Origin of the sequence: Exiguobacterium sp. s35 (assembly GCF_018617535.1) — a bacterium.
In the GTDB taxonomy this organism is placed as follows: Bacteria; Bacillota; Bacilli; order Exiguobacteriales; family Exiguobacteriaceae; genus Exiguobacterium; species Exiguobacterium aestuarii.
On record NZ_JACSKI010000001.1, the window covers coordinates 519,667 to 540,012 of the forward strand.

Annotated in this window: 16 protein-coding genes; 15 read left to right on the top strand and 1 reads right to left on the bottom strand. The window is 46.9% G+C overall.

Annotation, left to right across the window (positions count from 1 at the left end):
- Positions 1-48 precede the first annotated feature (48 nt).
- The 13 genes from rpsO (at position 49) to KNO75_RS02735 (ending at position 17,359) form a co-directional block, all read left to right on the top strand.
- Positions 49-318 (top strand): 30S ribosomal protein S15, encoded by a 270-nt coding sequence (gene rpsO / locus KNO75_RS02675; protein WP_074034662.1) that lies wholly within the window; start codon positions 49-51, stop codon positions 316-318.
- Between the two features lie 128 nt (positions 319-446).
- Entirely contained in the window at positions 447-2,663 is a 2,217-nt protein-coding gene (gene pnp, locus KNO75_RS02680; protein ID WP_214819678.1) for a polyribonucleotide nucleotidyltransferase, read from the top strand.
- A gap of 51 nt (positions 2,664-2,714) precedes the next feature.
- On the top strand, positions 2,715-3,932 hold the full coding sequence (locus KNO75_RS02685; protein ID WP_214788709.1) for a M16 family metallopeptidase: 1,218 nt from the start codon (positions 2,715-2,717) through the stop codon (positions 3,930-3,932).
- Positions 3,933-4,016: 84 nt separating this feature from the next.
- Positions 4,017-5,477 (top strand): UDP-N-acetylmuramoyl-L-alanyl-D-glutamate--2,6-diaminopimelate ligase, encoded by a 1,461-nt coding sequence (locus tag KNO75_RS02690; RefSeq protein ID WP_251126021.1) that lies wholly within the window; start codon positions 4,017-4,019, stop codon positions 5,475-5,477.
- A 3-nt stretch (positions 5,478-5,480) separates the two neighbouring features.
- Complete coding sequence (locus KNO75_RS02695; RefSeq protein WP_214788706.1) at positions 5,481-6,734, top strand: lipid II:glycine glycyltransferase FemX; 1,254 nt, start codon at positions 5,481-5,483, stop codon at positions 6,732-6,734.
- Positions 6,731-7,384, top strand: coding sequence for a M15 family metallopeptidase (locus KNO75_RS02700; RefSeq protein WP_214788703.1), 654 nt, complete (start codon positions 6,731-6,733; stop codon positions 7,382-7,384). The genes KNO75_RS02695 and KNO75_RS02700 overlap by 4 nt, the downstream gene beginning before the upstream one ends.
- Before the next feature lie 94 nt (positions 7,385-7,478).
- The gene (locus KNO75_RS02705; RefSeq protein WP_074034657.1) at positions 7,479-9,146 is read left to right on the top strand and encodes a ribonuclease J; all 1,668 of its coding nucleotides are present in this window, start codon (positions 7,479-7,481) and stop codon (positions 9,144-9,146) included.
- 61 nt (positions 9,147-9,207) lie between these two features.
- Complete coding sequence (locus KNO75_RS02710) at positions 9,208-11,412, top strand: FtsK/SpoIIIE family DNA translocase (RefSeq protein ID WP_214819680.1); 2,205 nt, start codon at positions 9,208-9,210, stop codon at positions 11,410-11,412.
- Between the two features lie 401 nt (positions 11,413-11,813).
- On the top strand, positions 11,814-12,533 hold the full coding sequence (locus KNO75_RS02715) for a GntR family transcriptional regulator (protein ID WP_074034655.1): 720 nt from the start codon (positions 11,814-11,816) through the stop codon (positions 12,531-12,533).
- A 130-nt stretch (positions 12,534-12,663) separates the two neighbouring features.
- Positions 12,664-13,752 carry a BMP family lipoprotein gene (locus KNO75_RS02720; protein ID WP_214789852.1) on the top strand — a complete coding sequence of 363 codons (1,089 nt, stop codon included), beginning with the start codon at positions 12,664-12,666 and terminating at the stop codon, positions 13,750-13,752.
- A 63-nt stretch (positions 13,753-13,815) separates the two neighbouring features.
- The gene (locus tag KNO75_RS02725; RefSeq protein ID WP_214794030.1) at positions 13,816-15,342 is read left to right on the top strand and encodes an ABC transporter ATP-binding protein; all 1,527 of its coding nucleotides are present in this window, start codon (positions 13,816-13,818) and stop codon (positions 15,340-15,342) included.
- Positions 15,339-16,403 (top strand): ABC transporter permease, encoded by a 1,065-nt coding sequence (locus KNO75_RS02730; protein ID WP_214788691.1) that lies wholly within the window; start codon positions 15,339-15,341, stop codon positions 16,401-16,403. The genes KNO75_RS02725 and KNO75_RS02730 overlap by 4 nt, the downstream gene beginning before the upstream one ends.
- Positions 16,400-17,359 carry an ABC transporter permease gene (locus KNO75_RS02735; protein ID WP_214745401.1) on the top strand — a complete coding sequence of 320 codons (960 nt, stop codon included), beginning with the start codon at positions 16,400-16,402 and terminating at the stop codon, positions 17,357-17,359. Before KNO75_RS02730 ends, KNO75_RS02735 begins: the two co-directional genes overlap by 4 nt.
- 162 nt (positions 17,360-17,521) lie before the next feature.
- Here the strand turns inward: KNO75_RS02735 and KNO75_RS02740 are convergent, their stop codons facing one another.
- Positions 17,522-17,770 (bottom strand): ferredoxin, encoded by a 249-nt coding sequence (locus KNO75_RS02740; RefSeq protein WP_214740203.1) that lies wholly within the window; start codon positions 17,768-17,770, stop codon positions 17,522-17,524.
- A gap of 142 nt (positions 17,771-17,912) precedes the next feature.
- Between KNO75_RS02740 and KNO75_RS02745 the strand changes: the two genes are divergently transcribed.
- Both KNO75_RS02745 and KNO75_RS02750 read left to right on the top strand, forming a co-directional pair.
- On the top strand, positions 17,913-18,935 hold the full coding sequence (locus KNO75_RS02745) for a YpbB family protein (RefSeq protein WP_214819682.1): 1,023 nt from the start codon (positions 17,913-17,915) through the stop codon (positions 18,933-18,935).
- A complete protein-coding gene (locus tag KNO75_RS02750) occupies positions 18,919-20,346 on the top strand; it encodes a RecQ family ATP-dependent DNA helicase (RefSeq protein ID WP_353047451.1) in 1,428 nt (475 codons plus the stop codon). Before KNO75_RS02745 ends, KNO75_RS02750 begins: the two co-directional genes overlap by 17 nt.

Consider the following 20,346-nt stretch of genomic DNA (forward strand, 5'->3'; position numbering starts at 1 on the left):
CCGGCTCGGCAACACGGCAATTTTTTATTAAATGGAGGTGGAGAGGCAATGGCACTCTCAAAAGAACGTAAAAACGAAATTATCGCGGAATACGCGACTAAACAAGGTGACACTGGTTCACCGGAAGTACAAGTGGCAGTGTTGACTGAACAAATCAACACATTGAACGCTCACCTTCGTACACACAAGAAAGACCACCACTCACGTCGCGGTCTCTTGAAAATGGTTGGACGTCGTCGTAACTTGCTTACGTACCTTCGTAACAAGGACGTTACGCGCTACCGTGAATTGATTCAACGCCTCGGTCTCCGTCGTTAATCGATCGAGACTGTTTAACGGGCTGGGACAACGTCCTAGTCCGTTTCTTCTTTTTTAAGGAAAATGATTAGACATTCGTAAGATAGAGTTACATAATAAACTAGATAAGGTTTGAGAGGAGAATGTACATGTTAGGTACGAAACAAGTATTCTCTACAGAGTGGGGCGGACGCCCATTGTCTGTAGAGGTCGGTCAACTTGCGAAGCAAGCAAATGGATCGGCGCTCGTTCGTTATGGCGACACGGTCGTCCTTGCGACAGTTACGGCTTCAAAAGCACCAAAAGATTTAGACTTTTTCCCATTGACGGTCAACTATGAGGAAAAATTGTATTCAGTCGGTAAAATTCCAGGGGGATTCCTTCGCCGTGAAGGACGTCCGGGGGAAAATGCGATTTTGACATCACGTCTCATCGACCGTCCGATTCGTCCGCTCTTCCCAGACGGATTCCGCCATGACATCCAAGTCATGATTTACGTCATGTCGAACGACCCAGACTGCTCGGCAGAGATGGCGGGAATGCTCGGAACGTCAATCGCACTCTCGATTTCAGATGTACCGTTTGATGGTCCAATCGCAGGTGTTACGGTCGGACGTGTTGACGGCGAATTCGTCGTTAACCCAACGACGGCTCAAATGGAGAAAACGGATCTTGAGCTTCAAGTTGCAGGGACATCGACTGCCATCAACATGGTTGAAGCTGGCGCGAACGAAGTACCAGAAGATGTCATGCTTGAGTCGATCTTGTTTGGTCATGAAGAAATTCAGCGTTTGATTGCGTTCCAACAAGAAATCGTTGATGCAGTCGGCAAACCGAAGTTTGAATATACGGTCTCGAAATACGATGAGGCACTCACAGCAGAGCTTGAAGAAGCTCGTCCTGAAATCGTTGAAGCGGTTCAAGTGGAAGAGAAACATGCTCGCGATGAAGCCATCAATGAAGTGATTGCGAAATACGTGGCGATGTATGAAGAGCGCCTTGCTGATGAGCCTTCAAAACTTGGAGAAGTTTCAGGCATCTTGAACAAGTTCGTCAAAGATGAAGTTCGTCGCTTGATCACGGTCGACAAAGTGCGTCCAGACGGTCGTCGTCCGGATGTCATCCGTCCGCTCGCTTCAGAGGTCGGATTGCTTCCACGTGCACACGGTGTTGGTCTCTTCACACGTGGTCAAACACAAGTTATGTCGGTTGCGACGCTCGGTGTCATCGGTGATGCACAAATCATTGATGGAATCGGTTTAGAAGAGAATAAGCGCTTCATGCACCACTACAACTTCCCACCATTCTCGGTCGGTGAAGCACGTCCGGTCCGTGCACCAGGTCGTCGTGAAATTGGTCACGGAGCACTCGGTGAACGCGCACTCTTGCCAATCATTCCAAAAGAAGCAGATTTCCCGTATACGATTCGTCTCGTATCGGAAGTGCTTGAGTCAAACGGTTCAAGTTCACAAGCTTCAATTTGTGGATCGACGCTCGCCTTGATGGATGCTGGTGTACCAATCAAAGCGCCGGTCGCTGGGATTGCCATGGGTCTCATCATGGAAGGAGAGCACTACACGGTCTTGACAGACATTCAAGGACTCGAAGACCATCTCGGTGATATGGACTTCAAAGTTGCTGGAACGAAAGACGGGATTACTGCCCTTCAAATGGATATCAAGATTGCTGGAATCACGCGTGAAATCTTAGAAGAAGCACTCGAACAAGCTCGTGTCGGTCGTCTACACATCCTTGACCATATGCTCGAAACGTTAGACGCACCACGTACACAATTGTCGAAATATGCACCGAAAATTATCACGATGACAATCAACCCGGATAAGATCCGCGATGTGATTGGACCAGGTGGTAAGATGATCAACAGCATCATCGACCAAACAGGCGTCAAGATCGACATCGAACAAGATGGAACGGTGTTCATTGCTTCGACAGACCAAGAAGGTATCGATCTTGCGATGAAGATGATCGGGGACATCGTACGCGAAGTCGTCGTCGGTGAAGTATTTGATGCAACGGTACGCCGCATCGAGAAGTTCGGCGCGTTCGTCGAGCTCTTCAAAGGAAAAGATGCACTCGTACACGTCTCAGAATTCAGCCTAGAGCGTGTCGCGAACGTCGAAGACGTCGTGAAGCTCGGTGATACGATTCAAGTTAAAGTTACAGAAATTGATGATAAAGGTCGTGTCAACGCATCGCATAAAGCGCTCATCTTAGAAGGATTGTCTCCTGAAGAGCGTGAAGCGTATGAAGCGAAACGGAAGGCTGCACGTGAAAGCCGTCCACCTCGTGAAGGCCGTCCGCCACGTCGTGACGGGGACCGTCGTCCACCGCGCTCGACAAATTAATTATTCTGGCCATCGTCTTGGTGCGATGGCCTTTTTCATAGGAGTGAGAATATGGAATGGATGACACTACAAAACGGTGTCCGCGTCATCATCGAACCGATTGAAGGCTCTCGCAGTACGTCGACCGGTGTCTTTATTAAAGCCGGAACACGAACGGAGTCGTTTGAAAACATCGGGATCAGTCATTTGATTGAACATATGTTGTTCAAAGGGACGTCGTCGAAAAACGCGAAAGAAATTGCTTCCTTTTTTGATGAACTCGGTGGAAGCGTCAACGCCTTCACCTCGAAAGACCATACTTGTTTTTATGTGAAGACACTTGACGAACATGCGGTCATGGCGCTCGACGTCTTGACGGATATGTTATTTGACTCGGTACTTGATGAGACCGAATTAGAGAAAGAGAAACGGGTCGTCGTGGAAGAAATAAAAATGTATGAGGATACGCCAGAAGACCTCGTCCATGAACTGTTGGCGATTGCGGCATATCGTGATGATATTCTCGCACAACCAATTCTTGGAACAGAAGAAAGCGTCAATCGATTGACGCGGGATCAGCTCGTTGACTATTTACAAGAGCGATACGTGGCAGAAGAAATTGTCGTCTCCATCGCTGGACATGTCTCTGAAGAATTGATGGAGGCAGTGAAGCGTAGGTTTGCCAACATCCCTTCTAGGGAATCGTCGAAAGAACTCACTCAACCAGAACTGTTCGATGACACGTTGACGAAACGAAAGGAAACGGAACAGGCGCACCTCTGTTGGAACTACGAGGCCATTTCGGCAACGGATGACCGGTTACCCCACTTGGCACTCATGAACAATGCCATCGGTGCGACGATGTCCTCGCGCCTGTTTCAATCGATTCGTGAAGAAGAAGGATTGGCCTACTCGATTTATTCATACTACACGACGTTTGCGGATCATGGGACGTTCACCATCTATGTCGGAACGTCACCAGACACGTTGAATCAAGTCGAATTCATTTTAGAGAGAGAATTGAAGCGTCTCTTTGAAGAAGGATTGACGGATGAAGAAGTCGATAAAGGGAAACGCCAATTAAAAGGTTCACTCGTCCTAGGGAATGAAAGCTCAAGCGCACGCATGAACCGAAATGGTCGAAACTTGCTGTTACTCGATGAAGTAGAGCCGATCGAACACGTGATTCAAAAAGTGGAGCGAATCGAGCGCGATGAGGTCAATGCATTGATTCGTGAAGTATTGACACATCAACCAGCGAAGTCATACGTCCTCCCAAACGAAGCGTGACTTGAAACCGAATTGTAAGTTCTCTACACTGATTAAGAGGTATTCTTTAGTTTGGATAGGATACAGGTGAAAGAAGGGAAAGACTTGAACTTAACGGATTTAGTGAAGACGATACAACTAATTAACCAACCAAATCTTGAAGGCATCGTGGTGACTCACGTGACAACCGATTCGCGGGAAGTTGTCCCGGGGACATTGTTTGTCGCCATCAAAGGATATACGGTCGATGGACATGAATATGCGTCTCAAGCGGTAGAACGAGGGGCAGTTGCGGTTGTAAGTGAACGACCGCTCGAACTTTCCGTTCCGAACTTGATTGTGCGTGATAGTTCTCGCTCAATCGGGCTTTTGGCATCAGCATTTTATGCGTATCCTTCTGAACAGATGCGACTGTTCGGAATCACTGGAACGAACGGTAAAACGACAACGACGACGATTTTACGGGACGTCCTCGACGTCCTCGGACACTCGACCGGATTGATTGGCACAGTCGAAGTGCGAATTAATGACAAAGTCGTGCCGAGTAAAAACACGACACCTCAAAGTTCAGAACTTCAACAATTGTTGGCGCAAATGCGTGATGAAGGTGTGACAGACGTCATGATGGAAGTGTCATCGCACGGTTTAGAGCTCGGCCGCGTCATCGGAACGGATTTTGATATCGTTGGATTCACGAATTTGACGCATGATCATCTTGATTTCCACGGGACGTTCGAAAACTATGCGCGAGCGAAGGGATTGCTCTTCGCACAGCTCGGTCAAATGGCTTCACGTGGGAAAGTGGCTGTCTTGAATGCAGATGATGCACAGAGTGCCCTATATGAGACGATGACAGGTGCAAAAGTATTGACGTATGGAATCGACACGATGGCTGATTTGATGGCGTCTGAGATTGAACAGACGTTGTCTCAAACGAGCTTTGTGTTGAACTATCAAGGCACACGCCTACCGGTGACCGTTCAGTTTATCGGTCGTTTCAACGTGTATAATTTATTGCTCGCGACAGGTTGTCTCCTTGCAGCAGGATACTCATTGGAGAAAATCGCTCGAGCACTTGAAATGATTCATCCGGCCAAAGGACGCATGCAGCGCCTAGACGTTCCAGGTTACAACGTATACGCGGACTATGCCCATACTCCGGATGGGATTGAACAATGTTTAAAATCGCTCGTCGGCGTACCGAAAGAGAAGATTGTCTTTTTAATCGGTACAGGCGGTAATCGTGACGTGACGAAACGTCCGGCTATGGGAGAGATGGCATCGACTTATGCGGGGACGGTCATCATTACGACAGACGATCCTCGCTTCGAAGCGTATGAATCCATCACAAAAGGGATTGCGGCCGGAATGACGCACGATAACTACGTCGAAATCGGCGACCGGGAAGAAGCGGTCCGCTATGCGGCAAGCTTAGCCAAACCGGACAATATCATCGTGTTAGCAGGAAAAGGGCACGAAAAATATCAGATAATCGGAAACGAGAAATTGCCACTCGACGAAGAGGCGATTGTCCGATCGACCATTTTGAATACGGAGGAAGCATGATTTATGGCAGTACAACCAGTTACGTTGACAGAAAAAGAACATGACGACTTCGTCAAAAAACACGACCGTGGCGACCTATTACAACTATCAAGTTGGGGAGATGTAAAACGACAGAACGGATGGACGTCAGAACGAATCGCAGTTGCCCGCGACGGATTGACGACCGGTGTGGCTTTGTTGTTATTTAAACGTGTCCCGAAACTACCATATACGTTATGTTATGCGCCACGTGGCTTTGTCGTAGACTATGATGACGTGGCATCGCTCCAAGCGCTTGTAAAAGAAGCAAAGCGTGTCGCTGCGAACCATAAAGCAATCGTCATCAAAATCGATCCGAACATCGACCGCGATGAGATGCCGGGTCTCTTGACAGAAATGGAAGCCGTCGGATTTCGGCACAAAGGGTACGGGGGTGGCTTCGATTATGCACAACCTCGTTTCACGATGGAGACGGATTTACGTCCGAGTGAAAAAGAAATTTTTGCGAAATTCCATCATAAATTCCGCTATAACGTTCGTTTAGCAGAGAAAAAAGGAATCGTCTGTAAGGAAGTCGGTCGTGATGGATTAAAAACGTTCGCCGATCTCATGAGAGTGACGGGAGAACGTGACGGGTTTGCCATTCGCGGTCTTGATTATTTTGAGAATCTATATGATTGTCTCCAACCGAACGATGCTCGACTCTTTTTAACAAAACTCGAACCTAAAATTGCGCTCGATCAGCAACAAGCAACGCTTGAGAAAGCGAAAAAAGAGTTGGAAAAAATTGAACGTGGGTTAGAGAAGGAAACCGTCGAAAAGAAACGAACGAGCCTTCATAACCGTAAAGAACAGACGGTGGCACAAATTCAAAAAGCCGAGCAAGCGTTACCTGAGCTTGTCGAATTGAATCAGGCTTACCCGGATGGACTTGTCTTATCAGGTGGGCTTTTGACACTTGCGGGACGACGTTCTTATTACTTATATGGTGCCTCGTCAAATGAGTTCCGTGAATTCATGCCAAACCATTTGATGCAATGGACGATGATGCAAGCGGCGAAAGAGAGTGGAGCCGAGCGTTATGATTTTGGTGGCGTCTCGGGTAGCACGGATCCTGATGATGAATATGCGGGTCTCTATGCATTCAAGTCTGGATGGGGGAGCGACATGATTGAGAAAGTCGGAGAATTCGACCTCGTCTTAAATCGCCCGTTCTATATGGCACTCGAAAAAGGATTGCCCATCCTTAAAGGACTCCGTAAACGGTTAAGAAGATGAGATGGACCGGCGTGTTATCACTTGCGATGGTCGCCTTCTTGATTGGTATCATACTTGCTTACTTTTATATGCAGCCAGAACCTGTGCCATGGGTGGATGAGCCCACGTTTGAAGCGGACATGTGTGTCCGGGACGTAGGGGCGGAAAACACGATATTGGCAAGAACGAAGATTGATTTTGATCGCCTACATCCGCAAGTTGCGGAACGTGGTGCGATGTTCGTACGGTTGGCTCATTCTTGTCTCGATCTCGAAGTTCGATTGACGTCAGGGTATCGTTCAGCAAAAGAACAAAACGCTTTATATGCACAAGGGCGTTCTGAACCGGGACAAGTGGTGACGAATGCGAAAGCAGGTCAAAGCTATCACAATTATGGACTGGCGGTCGATTTTGTCATCATCCATAACAATAAGACGGACTATGACTTAAGCACGGATCGTAATCGCAACGATGTACCAGATTGGCAAGAGCTTGGGGAATTAGGAAAGGCGCTTGGTTTCGAATGGGGAGGCGACTGGAACTCATTCCCTGACTATCCGCATCTCCAGATGGACTTTGGCTTGTCAATCCGACAACTCGTCGCAGGGAAGCAACCGGACAAGAAAGCGATCGCACCGCTTGCCGATACACTAAAACCTCTACTAGATTGAACGGAAATGTTGGCAATGAAGCCGTTTTCCGATACAATATTCAGTAGCGATAAGGGACGAAACAGAATATGAAACATTTAGGAGGTTTTTGTTAGTGTCAAAAAAGAAGACAGAGAATATTAGCGTCTTTGCGCTTGGAGGCGTAGGCGAAATCGGGAAGAACATGTACGTCGTGGAGCTAGACGACGACATCTTCGTCATCGATGCCGGTCTCATGTTTCCAGGCGATGAGATGCTCGGGATTGATATTGTCATCCCAGACATCACTTATTTAAAAGAAAACAAGGATCGCGTCCGAGCGATTTTCATCACTCACGGTCACGAAGACCATATTGGTGGACTCAGTTACGTCCTACGCGATTTAAAACATGTTCCGGTATACGGGACGAAGTTGACTCTCGGATTGATTGAACTGAAATTAAAAGAGGCCGGTTTGTTGAAAGAAGTCGACCTTCGCATGATTGATGCCAAAACGAAATTGACTATCGCTGATCATCTCGTCACGTTCTTCCGCGTCAATCACTCGATTCCCGACTGCGTCGGTGTTTGTATTCAAACATCTCAAGGTGCCATCGTCCATACCGGAGATTTCAAGTTTGATTACACGCCAGTCGACGGGAAACAATCTGACTTTAACAAATTGGCGGCGATTGGGCAGCGCGGAGTACTTGCATTGCTTTCCGATTCAACAAACGCAGAGCGTCCGGGTCAAACCGGTTCAGAATCGATTGTCGGTGCTGAATTGAACGATGTGATCTATCAAGCCGAAGGTCGTGTCATCGTGGCATCATTCGCCTCGAACGTTCACCGCTTACAACAAGTCTTTGCAGCCGCAGAAGCGAATGACCGCAAAGTCGCGGTCGTTGGTCGCAGTATGGTCAACATCGTCGAAGTCGCACAAAAATTAAACTACTTACGTTTCAAAGCGAAGACACTTGTCGAGTTATCTCAAGTGAATCGTCTTCCTGACAACAAAGTCGTCATCTTGACGACGGGATCTCAAGGGGAGCCGATGGCGGCGTTGACTCGGATGGCACGTAATGCGCACAAGCAAGTAAACATTCGCTTGAACGACACGGTCGTCATTGCGGCAACTCCGATTCCGGGGAATGAGAAGTCGGTTTCGAAAACGATTGACCTATTGTTCCGTTCTGGGGCAAACGTCATTTACAACCAACGTAAAGTTCACGTATCCGGACACGGTTCGGCGGAAGAGTTGAAGTTGATGCTCAATCTCGTCAAACCGAAATATTTCTTACCGATTCACGGCGAATACCGGATGCAAATGGCACACTCGAAACTCGCTGAACAAGTAGGGGTCAAACCGAACAACATCTTCATCGTTGAAAAAGGAGATGTCGTCGAGTTCACAGGTCGTAAAGCCCGCATGAGCCGTAAAGTTCCTGCAGGTAACGTCTTGATTGATGGGATCGGTGTCGGTGACGTCGGAAATATCGTCTTACGAGACCGTCGCTTGTTATCACAAGATGGGGTCGTGCTTTGCGTGGTCACATTGAATCGGAAACAGAAGAAATTGATTTCAGGACCTGAACTCATCTCACGTGGATTCGTGTATATGCGCGAATCGGAAGAAATGATTTCAGAGGCAAACCGTATTGTCACAAAACAGATTGAAAAGAGTCTGCAAGCTGGCAGTGATTGGACCGAATTGAAATCAAATATCCGCGAGCGACTTAGCGTCTTCTTATTCGAGCAGACGAAACGTCGTCCGATGATCTTGCCGATCATCATGGAGATTTAATGGAATGAGAGTGAGGCAAAAGTCATCAGACTTTTGCCTTCTTTTTTTAGGAGGAACTGAAGTGGCTCAAAAAACGAGTAAGACACCCGTGAAGCGGAAGCGACCAGCAACGCGAAACACGAGAAAACGGAAAAAACAACCGATTGCGCCACGTACATATGGATGGGGAATTTTCGTTCTTTCCATCGTCGCATTCGTATTTGCCTTATTCGATTTCGGATGGATTGGTCGACAACTATCTGACTTGTCCGAATACCTGTTTGGTGGCTGGGGTGCGCTCACGTATCTGATGATTGCCATCTTATTATGGATTTTACTGAAACCGATGAAACCTATGGAGCGAGCTGGACTGTTCAGTATGACCGCCTCCTTTTTACTGTTTGGTGATTTACTGTGGGGAGAAGAACGAGGCGGCGTCAACGGTGCACTTTATGGCTTAAACCAATACTTATTTTCTGACTTCGGCCTCATCTTTTTAGGCATTGTCTGTCTGATTGTCGGCGTATCCCTTTATGTGCCAACGATTTGGGGAACGATTTACCATCGTCTAGAGGAATCTGTTGTGGCTGTGAAAAAGGAATGGCAGTCAAGGTCGAAAGTTGAGAAAAAACAAGAGATCAAGCAGAAGCAGGAACCGAAAGGGTCTCGTAAATCTTCGCCTAAACCGTTGCCGGTAGAAGCCGATTCGGATGTAGAATCGGAGTCAGATGTGGTCACGATGAATGATATCCCGATTGTCGGGTTCAGTGAGAAAGTGGTGGCAGAGAAAAAAGAGGAAACCAAAGCGGCACCTTCTACGGAAACAGACGCTTCCATTTCAACCGAGGAAATGATGATGACCGCGGCGCAAGACGTCTCGGACACATATGAACTCCCTCCGTTCTCCAATTTAAAAGAACCGGTAATCACCGATTTATCTGGAGAAAATGCGCGTTTAAAAGAGAATGCCGCTAAATTGGTGAAGACATTAAAGTCGTTTGGTGTAGGCGTGAAAGTATTAAAAATTCACCTTGGGCCGACCGTCACAAAGTATGAGTTACAACCGGACATTGGGGTGAAGGTCAGTCGAATCACTTCGCTTAGCGATGATCTCGCACTTGCACTTGCCGCGAAAGACATCCGAATCGAGGCACCAATCCCGGGTAAGGCGGCGATTGGAATTGAGGTACCGAACCAGGAAGTCGCTCCAGTCTGTTTACGAGAAGTGCTTGAAGCAGACCCAGTGAGACAGGACGATTCAAAGCTACTCGTCGCACTCGGACGAAGCATTAGTGGGGAGACTGTTGGCATCTCATTAAACAAAATGCCACACTTACTCGTGGCCGGATCGACAGGTTCTGGTAAATCAGTCTGTATTAATGGAATGATTGTATCCATACTGATGCGCTCTCGACCAGACGAGGTCCGTCTCATGATGATCGACCCAAAAATGGTTGAGCTGAATGTCTACAACGGCGTCCCACATTTGTTGACACCGGTCGTCACAGACCCGAAAAAAGCAGCACAGGCATTGAAACAAGTCGTCGCCGAGATGGAAAGACGATATGAGTTGTTCAGTCGCTATGGTGTCCGTAACATTGAAGGATACAATGAACTCGTCGATCAGTCCGATGATGAGGATGCGAAGCGTCTACCGTTTATTGTCGTCATTGTCGATGAGTTGGCGGATTTGATGATGGTCGCTTCAAATGACGTCGAGGACGCCATCATGCGCCTCGCACAAATGGCACGGGCCGCAGGGATTCATATGGTCTTGGCGACACAACGTCCATCTGTCGACGTCATTACAGGGGTCATTAAAGCAAACATCCCGTCTCGAATCGCGTTTGCAGTCTCTTCACAAACCGATTCCCGGACAATCTTGGACGGAGGAGGAGCAGAGAAACTACTTGGGCGTGGCGACATGCTGATGCTTGCAAACGGGATGAACAAACCAGTACGTGTCCAAGGTGCGTTCGTTTCCGATCAAGAAGTCGAAACGGTCGTCAATCATGTCATCGCCCAGCAACGAGCACAGTATGTGGAAGCGATGATGCCGAAAGAAGAAGAGGTGACGACAATCGACTCCGATGATTCATTGTTCGGAGAAGTCGTTCAATTCATCGTCACCCAAGAAACGGCTTCGACATCGATGATTCAACGAAGATTTCGAATTGGCTATAATCGGGCCGCACGCTTAATTGACTCGCTCGAAGAGGCGGGGTACGTAGGTCCGTCAGAAGGTTCAAAACCTCGAAAAGTTTTAATAAACGAACAAAATGAATAAGTGTATAAACGAACGATTGTATATCAATATATTCAATCGTTCGTTTTTTATTGCTTTTTAAACAATATGGAAATATTCGCGCAAATCAGAGAGGTTCGTTATAATATTCATGTAATATAGCACATATGACCTATATCGTTTATTAGTACATACTTTTAAAAACGTCTGAAACGCTTACATTTTTTAATAACGTTTACATTTTACAAAAGTTTTTCAAACTGAATCGAAAAGAGTAAAATGGACTCAGAGGTACGGTTCGAGATGGTTTTTTAAAATATTTCCTTGATTCCGAACAAAAAGTATTGCGTTCTAATTCTCGAATCCCTATACTTAATATTGGCAAGGACATTCATACGTCAGATGTCTGAGCACTGGTAAGTAAATTAAAGGTGGTGAGGCCAATGTCGATTAAGCTCGATCATCGATTGCTCTATCTTCGAGTGATTGAGAAAATTAAGCAAGATATCGACGCTGGTGTCTATCGTGAAGGTGAGAAATTACCTTCAGAGTTTGAGCTTTCGAAGCAACTCGGAGTCAGTCGAGCGACACTTCGTGAAGCGCTAAGAATTCTCGAAGATGAGAAATTTGTCGTGCGAAAACATGGGGTAGGGACGTTTATTAGTTCTAAACCGCCATTCACATCAGGGATCGAGGAATTATTCAGTGTTACTGATATGATCACACGTGCAAAAATGACACCAGGAACGAAAGTATTGGTGGCCGAGAAAGTGTTGGCAACAGAGAGAGAAGCCGAGCGTCTCAAGATTGAGCCGAACTCACCGATTTATCGAATCGTTCGAATTCGATATGCGGATGACACACCGGTCGTTTATTGTGTCGACAAAGTGCCGGCCCATCTCGTCTCAAATCCTGAGGCATTGACCGAAGGGAAGTCGTTGTTTGACTCTCTCGAAAAAGAGGTAGGACGTCGAGTCGCATATGCAATCACGCACATCGAACCGAGTGTCAGCTCTGAAATATCGTCACAACTTCAGACGGACCAACCGTTACTCGCATTAAAACAATTGCATTACGATGAGAGTGATTTACCATTACTCGATTCGGCCAACTTTTTCCGAGCTGATCGATTCGACTTCCATGTCGTACGTAAACGAGTGTAACCGAACAGTTTATGAACGGAAGAGTTATTTTTGGGGAACAGCGTGAAAGCGCTTTCTTATACCGGTGTAAAGACTACTGATAACATGACAACAAAATTTGTTATGAACCGAAAGGGGAAACACGACGATGATGAACAAAAAGAAAACGATTCTCTCAGCTTTAGCAGCAGGACTCACACTCTCTACAGTACTCGCAGCATGCGGTGGCGATGACAACGAAGGTGGCTCATCTTCAAACGGTGAAGGCGGAGAAGGCGGCGACTTCAAAGTAGCGATGGTTACAGATACTGGCGGTGTTGATGACAAATCATTCAACCAATCTGCTTGGGAAGGTCTCACAAAGTTCGGTCAAGACAACGACTTGACTGAAAACGAAGGATACAAATATCTTCAATCAGCTAAGCAAGCGGACTACCAGCCAAACTTGCAACAATTGGCTCGTGATAACTTCAACTTGATCTACGGAATCGGCTTCTTGATGGCTGAAGACGTACAAAAAGTTGCAGAGCAGTTCCCTGACAACAACTTCGCAATCGTCGATATGGTTGTTGATGCTCCAAACGTTGCATCGATCACGTTCAAAGAGCAAGAAGGTTCATTCCTCGTTGGTGTCATTGCCGGTCTCTCAACGACAACTGATAAAGTTGGTTTCATCGGTGGAGTAGAATCAGACTTGATCAAAAAGTTTGAAAATGGATTTAAAGCGGGTGTCATGGCTGTAAACCCAGAAGCAACAATCGACGTGAAGTATGCAGAAGACTTCAACTCGGCTGAAAAAGGAACTGCAATCGCTTCAGGTATGTACGGTTCTGGATCGGACATCATCTATCACGCAGCTGGTGGTACAGGTGTAGGGGTATTCACAGAAGCGAAAAACCGTAAGAAGAACGGCGAAGAAGTTTGGGTAATCGGGGTTGACCGTGACCAGTATGAAGAAGGTCTTCCAGAAGACGTTACACTTACGTCAATGGTCAAACGTGTAGATACAGCTACTTATGACGTATCGAAACAAACGATGGACGGAGAATTCCCAGGTGGCGAAATCATCGAGTTCGGTTTGAAAGATGACGGCGTCGGCATCGCAGAAACTTCTGATAAGCACGTTTCAAAAGAGATTCTCGATAAAGTTGAAGAATACCGTACACAATTGGTTGACGGAGAACTTACTGCACCAGCAACTGACGCTGAGTTCGAAGAGTTCATGAAAAACGTAAAATAATTCATTTGAGTGAAGGGGGGACCCATGTGGTCTCCCTTTACTTAAAGTTAGGGGTGAACTTCCTTGGAATATGTAATTGAAATGCTAAATATTCGCAAAGAGTTCGGTACGTTCGTTGCGAACGACAATATTACACTCCAATTGCGCAAAGGGGAAATCCATGCGCTTCTCGGAGAGAACGGAGCGGGGAAGTCGACGCTCATGAACGTGTTATTCGGTCTCTATCAGCCTGAAGGCGGAGAGATTCGTGTGCACGGAAAAAAAGTGGATATTGAAAACCCGAACATCGCCAACGAACTTGGGATCGGGATGGTCCACCAACACTTTATGCTTGTTGAAAAATTCACGGTCACAGAGAACATCATCCTCGGACTTGAGCCAAAGAGCGGTGTAACGATTGACCGTGCGACAGCCCGTAAAAAGGTCATGGATATTTCAGAACAGTATGGACTTAAGATTGATCCAGACGCGAAGATTGAAGATATTTCAGTCGGTATGCAACAGCGTGTAGAAATCTTGAAGACGCTCTATCGCGGGGCGGATATTTTGATCTTTGATGAACCGACGGCAGTGTTGACACCACAAGAGATTCAAGAACTTATCCAAATTATGAAACGTCTGATTGCTGAAGGTAAGTCGATCATCTTGATCACGCACAAGCTGAAGGAAATTATGCAAGTCGCAGACCGTTGTACGGTCATTCGCCGCGGACGTTATATCGGAACGGTTGAAGTCGACGAAACCGTTAACGAAGACAGTCTTGCTGAAATGATGGTCGGGCGAGAAGTCAATTTCGATGCGGAGTATTCGAAAGCCGATCCACAACAAGTTGTCCTTGACGTTCAAGGACTTGTCGTCAAAGACAGTCGTGGTTTGAAAGTCGTTGAAGGATTAGACTTACAGATTCGTGCTGGAGAAGTACTCGGGATTGCAGGAATTGACGGTAACGGTCAGACGGAACTGATTGAAGCAATCTCTGGGCTTAAAAAGCCAGAATCCGGTAAAGTTTTACTCAATGGAAAAGATGTGACGGGGCACACACCTCGTAAAATGACGGAAGCTGGCATCGGACATATTCCACAAGACCGTCATAAGCATGGGCTTGTCCTTGACTACTCGATTCGTGACAACATGGTTCTTCAAACGTACTATAAAGAACCTTTCTCGAAACGGGGTCTTATGAATTATAAAGCCGTGGCAGAGAAAGCGAAGGCGTTGATTGAGAAGTTTGACGTCCGAACTCCATCCATCGATGTGCCAGCGCGTGCCCTTTCTGGTGGTAACCAGCAGAAAGCAATTATCGCCCGTGAGGTCGACCGCTCGCCTGATTTACTCATCGCAGCACAACCAACGCGCGGTCTAGATGTCGGTGCGATTGAATTTATTCACGAACAACTCGTTAAAGAACGTGAAAAGGGCCGTGCTGTCTTGCTCATCTCGTTCGAACTTGATGAGATTTTACACGTATCCGACCGTATCGCCGTTCTTTATGAAGGAAAAATCGTAGGAATTCGTGATCCGAAAGAGACGACGGAACAAGAACTTGGCTTCTTGATGGCCGGCGGTCAGAGAGGGGACGACACAGAATGAAAAAATTAAGTTTAAACCAACTTCTCATTCCATTCCTATCCATCATTTTAGGACTTCTCGTCGGAGCCATCGTTATGTTGATTGGTGGGTACGACCCTGTTCAAGGCTTTATCTCCTTGTTTGAAGGGATGTTTGGAAGCCCGTATGCCATCGGGGAGACGTTACGTGCAGCAGCACCACTTATCTTCTCGGGTCTTGCGGTTGCCTTTGCATTCCGGACCGGGCTATTTAACATCGGGGTAGAAGGCCAAGTATTGATTGGATGGGTAGCAGCCGTTTATGTAGGGATCAACTTCGATTTGCCGATGTTTATCCATTTACCGCTTGCACTTCTTGCAGCGATGGTCGCAGCCGCAATCTGGGCTTTCGTTCCTGGTTTCTTAAAAGCGAAGTTTTACGTACACGAAGTAATCACATCAATCATGATGAACTATATCGCGCTTTACACGACGAACGCGATTTTGCGTAGCGTCATCGGTGTGACGAACGAACGTACAGACTCAATCAACGAATCGGCATCGCTTGCGTCACCATGGTTACAAGAGTTGACGACGTACTCACGTCTTCACTGGGGTGTCCTCGTTGCGGTGCTAGCAGCGATTGTATACTACTACATTCTTCAACGTACGACGCTCGGTTACGAGTTACGTGCAGTCGGGTTCAACAAACATGCTTCTCAGTACGCAGGGATGAGCGTTGACCGTAACATCGTCCTTTCGTTTGTCATCTCAGGGATGTTCGCAGGTCTCGCCGGCGCGATGGAAGGTCTCGGGACGTTCGGTAGTATGACGCTCTCGGCATCGTTCACAGGTGTTGGATTTGACGGGATTGCCGTAGCCCTCCTCGGTGCAAACACAGCGGTTGGTGTCATTCTTGCAGCGATTCTCTTTGCTGGATTGAACATCGGTGGATTGGCGATGCAACTTGGTGCGAACGTACCGTCTGAACTCGTCAAAGTCATCATCGCAGCAATCGTTATCTTTGTGGCATCTGGTTATGCCATCAACTATGTTATTGAGAAACTTAAAGGAAATCGTAAGAAAGGAGTGGAGAAAAAATGAGCTTCTTAGAAGTCCTCTATATCGTCGTACCGGTTGCACTCGCCTATGCGACTCCACTCATTATCGCAGCGCTTGGTGGGATTTTCAGTGAACGCTCGGGTGTCGTCAACATCGCACTCGAAGGAATTATGATCATCGGTGCCGCAACAGGAATCATCACAACGCTCACGTTGACAGACTTAGGAGCCGGTGCGTTTAGCCCATGGATTTCCTTGCTCGTTGCGATGGTAGTTGGAGCGTTATTCTCTCTCTTCTTAGCTGTTCCGGCCATCCTATGGCGTGCGGACCAGACGGTTCTTGGAGTAGCGATTAACATGCTTGCGATTGGTCTCGCGATTTTCGTTGTACGTGTGCTTTATAATAAAGGTCAAACTGACTTTATCGAGTATCGTATTGCGAAAGAGAACGTACCATTTTTGTCAGATATTCCTGTTCTAAAAATGTTCTTCATTAACGTTCAATATACGTCATTTGTTGCCATCGCATTAGCGTTTGTCGTCTGGTTCGTCATCTTCAAGACGCCGTTCGGACTACGTCTTCGCTCAGTCGGGGAACATCCGATGGCGGCCGATACGATGGGAATCAACGTCACAAAAATGCGCTTCATGGGCGTCATGCTCTCTGGTGCATTTGGTGGCCTTGCCGGAGCGGTATATGCCGTTACGGTTACGACAAACTTCAGCGGAACAACGATTGTTGGTCAAGGGTTCTTGGCGATTGCCGCGATGATCTTCGGGAAGTGGAATCCGCTCGGCGCACTCGGTGCCGGATTATTCTTCGGATTCGCTCAAGCACTTTCGATTATCGGAAGCAACTTGCCGGTCATCAATAACGTGCCACAGCTTCTCCTCTTGATTGCACCATATGCGCTCACGATTCTTGCGCTCGCTGGACTCGTTGGTCGTGCGGATGCACCGAAGTCAGTCGGTATTCCATATATTAAAGGAAAACGCTAATCTGGAATAGGACATATGTCCATTTTAGAAAGGTTGTTTGGTGCTTAAGCCAAACAACCTTTTTTGTTATACTTGGCTAGAGCTGTCATGATTGGAGTACGGTGGAGAAGTGAAAATGAAAAAAGACATATCGGTCAAAATGACCAATATGTCTTTCTTGGATTATTCAAACTTCAATGCATCGCCTTCGAACGATTCGTCTGCCACTTTGATTGAATCGGTTGGGCATCCTTCGAATGCATCCATCATGTCTTCGTATAACTCATCAGGAATTTCAACAGTACCTGTGTTGTCATCCATCAAGTTGAATGCGAGACCTTCATCATCGTAATCGTAAATATCTGGTGCTGCTGCACCACAAGCTCCGCATGCGATACATGTATCTTTATCGACGATAGTAAATTTTGCCATGATAATAACCCTCCAAACGGTTCGTTTCTCTTAGAAATCAATCTACTGTCTACGAGTAATTGTAGTCTACATACCCAATTATTTCAATGAGGAAACGAGTGTCTTTTTGGTAGGATAATGATTTTTTTAAGGATGTGACGACTTGGTTCATTTAGCAGACGGAGTTTTACTGCTGGCCATTAAGCGATTAAACGGAGAACGAAGTGAACGCAGCCTATTCCATGTCTTAAATGGAAAGCGTTCGGCGACAACGTTACAAGACGCGTTCTTTTATGAACTAGAACCTGTTTTTGGACAGTTTCCGCAAACAACGTATGCATATGAGTCCTTATTGAAAGGACTTGAGAAGCGGGGATGGTTAGACCGCAAACAGTTTAAACTGACAGAAGCGGGAGACATGTTGGCATCCCCTGAAGCTGTAGAGGATTTGTTCAATCGATTAGGTGGGGAGCGCCGTGATTTTAACGCGACGACATGGAAACGGCTTAGCCTTTTCGTACAGACGTTTATGTCTAAGGAACATGAACGAACATTTTATCCAGTCCAAGCCGATCGACCTGCAGAACAGTGGGTAAAGCGATTATTGCAACTCGACCGAGATTGGAAAGTGCTGATGCAATCGTTTCATCACGAAATCGAGATTGCGCTCGAAAAAATCGGAGATCCATATGCGACGGCGGTCGTCTATCGATTCACGGGAGCATTTGAAACCGGTCTGACTTATGAACAAATTGCTAGCCTACTCGATGTGGATGCCGAGACGGCTCGACTCTATTTTTTGGCTGGATGGAATGAGTTGTTGATAGCGTTACCGGAAGATGCGAAGTTACGAGGATTTACGTATGGATTGTCGACAGAGCGGATGACCTATTCGGCACGGGAATCATACGAACTCTTTTTGAAAGGGTATTCGTTCCAACAAGTTCAGTCACAACGTAGACTACGGACGAGTACGATTGAAGATCATGTGGTAGAGATGGCGATGTACTTAGACATCTTTCCCCTCGATCAGTTCGTCCCGGCCGAAGAAATTGTCACGATCGAGAGACTTCGACATCCGAACAGTTGGGCGTTGAAACCGATATTTGAAGAGATGGGAAACGTTAGCTACTTTCAAATACGTCTTGTGTTCGCAAGACTGAAACGAGGTGAGACATTTGTATGAATCGACATTGAAGCGTGTGTTCGGGTATGATACGTTCCGCCCAGGTCAGCATGAAATCATCCATTCCGTTGTAGAGGGTCAGGATGTATTGGCAGTCATGCCGACAGGGGCAGGAAAGTCGTTGACGTTTCAACTCCCCTCATATATCAAGAACGGAGGATTGACGGTCATCGTCTCACCACTGCTCTCTTTGATTGAAGACCAAATGCTTCACATTCGAGAACGTGGAGAACGAGGTGTCGCACGATTGACGTCGATGGAATCAGCAGAAGAAAAGCAAGAGATCATCAATCACTTGAAACGCTATCGCTTTCTATATTTATCACCTGAGCAGTTGGCAGTGCCATATGTCACACGAGCACTCTCGAACGTCAAGATTCAAATGCTCGTCATTGACGAGGCGCATTGTATCTCCCAATGGGGTCATGAGTTTAGACCGGAGTATGCCCGATTAGGGGAATTGCGTAAACAAATCGGAAGCCCGCAATGCATGGCGGTCACAGCGACCGCACCTGAAAGCGTGAAGCAAGACATCGTTGAAAAACTGGCACTCTTTTCACCTGAGCAGTTCGTTCATTCTGCGAATCGACCGGAAATTCGATTGATGGTCGAACGGCTCGAAAAAGAAAAGAAACTTGAACGATTAAAAGAATTGGTGCGAGACGTTCCGAAACCGGCTGTCGTCTATACGGCGACCCGTCGAGAAGCGGAAGCATTGGCGTTTGAACTAGATGATGCGTTATTTTATCACGGTGGAATGTCGACAGAAGACCGACGACTCGTGCAATCTCAATTTTTACGGAACGAAGTGTCGGTCATGGTGTGTACGAGTGCATTCGGGATGGGGGTAAACAAAGACAACGTCCGCTCCGTCATCCATTTTCAAATACCTGCAACGGTCGAAGCATATATGCAAGAGATTGGACGAGCGGGTCGTGATGGAGAGCCGGCGTTTGCTGTCCTCCTCTATGCAGACGGAGACGAGCGCATCCAACAATTTTTGATTGACGGTCAATATCCGAAAGACGAAGACATCCGTTTGGCGTATTTTGAACGCGAGAACGCCACGTCGGTTTCGCAGTTATCTCGTATATTGCGGATGAACGAAGAAGATCCGAAGTTCTTACTTTTGAAACAGTTGTTGTCTGAACGTTCGCTTCAAGAGGCGCTCGATTGGGTAAAAGAAAGAAGACGTGATCGATATCGTCAACTCGGACAGATGATGGATTATGCACTCATCCGTACGTGCCGACGTGATTATTTGCTTCGCTATTTTTCGGAGTCGACAATCGACCAAGAAGAATGTTGTGACCAATGTGGGGCGATTGAGTTTCCGGAGACAACACGAATCGTCCGAAAAAATGTGACAGAATGGAAAATACGGTTGACGCAAATCTTTTCCTTTGAATAA

Coding starts and splice junctions, on each gene's coding strand:
- pnp (WP_214819678.1), top strand. CDS start 447: ATGTTAGGTACGAAACAAGTATTCTCTACAGAGTGGGGCGGACGCCCA.
- KNO75_RS02740 (WP_214740203.1), bottom strand. CDS start 17,770: ATGGCAAAATTTACTATCGTCGATAAAGATACATGTATCGCATGCGGA.
- KNO75_RS02720 (WP_214789852.1), top strand. CDS start 12,664: ATGAACAAAAAGAAAACGATTCTCTCAGCTTTAGCAGCAGGACTCACA.
- KNO75_RS02695 (WP_214788706.1), top strand. CDS start 5,481: ATGGCAGTACAACCAGTTACGTTGACAGAAAAAGAACATGACGACTTC.
- KNO75_RS02685 (WP_214788709.1), top strand. CDS start 2,715: ATGGAATGGATGACACTACAAAACGGTGTCCGCGTCATCATCGAACCG.
- KNO75_RS02700 (WP_214788703.1), top strand. CDS start 6,731: ATGAGATGGACCGGCGTGTTATCACTTGCGATGGTCGCCTTCTTGATT.
- KNO75_RS02730 (WP_214788691.1), top strand. CDS start 15,339: ATGAAAAAATTAAGTTTAAACCAACTTCTCATTCCATTCCTATCCATC.
- KNO75_RS02735 (WP_214745401.1), top strand. CDS start 16,400: ATGAGCTTCTTAGAAGTCCTCTATATCGTCGTACCGGTTGCACTCGCC.
- rpsO (WP_074034662.1), top strand. CDS start 49: ATGGCACTCTCAAAAGAACGTAAAAACGAAATTATCGCGGAATACGCG.
- KNO75_RS02715 (WP_074034655.1), top strand. CDS start 11,814: ATGTCGATTAAGCTCGATCATCGATTGCTCTATCTTCGAGTGATTGAG.